The 1,851-nt window shown below is 38.2% G+C and carries 1 protein-coding gene; it reads right to left on the bottom strand.

All coding sequences use genetic code 11. The features are described 5' to 3' along the window. Positions 1–791: 791 nt before the first annotated feature. On the bottom strand, positions 792–1,694 hold the full coding sequence (locus ACOTYN_RS26195) for a LysR substrate-binding domain-containing protein (protein WP_001549940.1): 903 nt from the start codon (positions 1,692–1,694) through the stop codon (positions 792–794). Positions 1,695–1,851: the final 157 nt, after the last annotated feature.

Here is a 1,851-nt window from a genome sequence, read left to right on the forward strand (position 1 = left end):
AATGTAAGGCCTTTGAATAAGACAAAAGGCTGCCTCATCGCTAACTTTGCAACAGTGCCTGATTCAAGTGTACAATAAAAATCCGTATTGAATATAAATGAAATTTAACATGTCAAACACAAATAAATATCAATATGATAAAGCTAACGCCGATCATCATGCAAATCAGCTTAACAGGAACAAAGGAACCAGCGAACTAATAAGGGAAATAGCAAAAGCACAAGAAATACTGATAAGCAAAAAAAAACTAACCAGTATAAATGATAGATTGCTCTACTTGTCAAATGGTGTTCTCTGGTGAACACCATTACTTTATATCGTCCTAGCGCATCAGCTACAGGATAATATAAATAAGATATTTCAATTAAAAATTACCAAACTAAAAATCCCTATGAATCTTTAAATATTGCAAATATTTTCGCCACCTTCGTTAATAGGCATTAACTACAATCAAAAATACAATGAGAATGAAACCATAATGAGCTCGGCTCCTCATGATTTGATATTAGTAATATGCTAAATTTTTATGATTTTATCGCTAGCTTCTTATGTTGGCCCTGAACAACCCAAACAAATGCATATATACAACTGTAGCAATTTTTGCGTGATAACAGTCTAATACCTTAGAAACCACAAGAATTGCATAGAAAATATTTGCACTCTAATAATATTATCAATTAATTTTATCAGGGAGTAAAAATAGATTTCGTTCACAGATACAGAGCAAGATCATAACATACCTTGTTCAACAGATTTACTGGGTAAAAATGAGGAAGACTTTTTATTCGAACCTAACCATTCAGCCTGAATTTAATATCCGGACGCAGCCAGTATTCAAGGCACCAGCGGCCTGCCTCTCCCAAACCATCCGTTTTCGCGGCCACAAATAACTGCGTCGCGTGCTTATGCTCAAGCATAGATTTCTTTATTAATCTACCATTGTTCAGTAGCGGCCTGGCTAAATGATGGGGAAGGTATCCTATCGCAGTATTTCTTTTTATCAGCGAAATAGCGATTTCAAGATCGGGTACAAATACTGCTTTTTGTCCCTCAAGATGCCAGGCATAAAGAGGGATAAAATTCGTCGCCGTATCCCGGATGCAAACAGCAGTATATTGGCGTAACTCTCTGTTTTCTAATGGGTGAATGTGAGTAGCTAGCGAATGTTGCGGACCAACAACAAAATCCCAATCCATATAGCCAACATGTTCGCTTATTATTCCATCACTGGATGGCACGGAGTGAGGGGCGCCAACAACCACATCCGCACGATTGTGATAAATGGCGTCCCAGCAGCCGTTATAAACTTCAGTGTTTACTGTTAACTGCGTAAAGTCGAATGTTTTTTCAAATTCTGAAATAAATTCTGAAATAATATTTTTAGGCACAATATTATTAAATGCTACCGTTAATTCTTGTTCAACCCCAGTATGGATTAATGTGGTATTACGACATAAAGAATCAATATCGTTGAGAATGGGTTTACTGTGTTGAATAAAGTACTCCCCTGAAGGAGTTAGCCCGATGTTTCGTCCCTTACGCTCGAATAACTCCACGCCGAGGCTTTCTTCCAGCTTTTTTATTGTATAGCTTAACGCCGAAGGTACTTTATTGAGCTGTTCAGCGGCCGTTGCAATGCTCTGATAGTGTGCAACCAGATGAACTATGCGCAATACTTCATCAGAAATGAACATCTCTATCTCCCTGTGTTGCTATCCCGGCAGTACCTCTGATTCTGATCGTCGCCTGTAAATCATAGATGATGGTGACACCTATAAACATAACACAAGGGATGGCACTGTTGCAAAGTTAGCGATGAGGCAGCCTTTTGTCTTATTCAAAGGCCTTACA

Source organism: Enterobacter cloacae complex sp. IR5458, assembly GCF_049238025.1.
Classification (GTDB): Bacteria; Pseudomonadota; Gammaproteobacteria; order Enterobacterales; family Enterobacteriaceae; genus Enterobacter; species Enterobacter kobei.

Coding starts and splice junctions, on each gene's coding strand:
- ACOTYN_RS26195 (WP_001549940.1), bottom strand. CDS start 1,694: ATGTTCATTTCTGATGAAGTATTGCGCATAGTTCATCTGGTTGCACAC.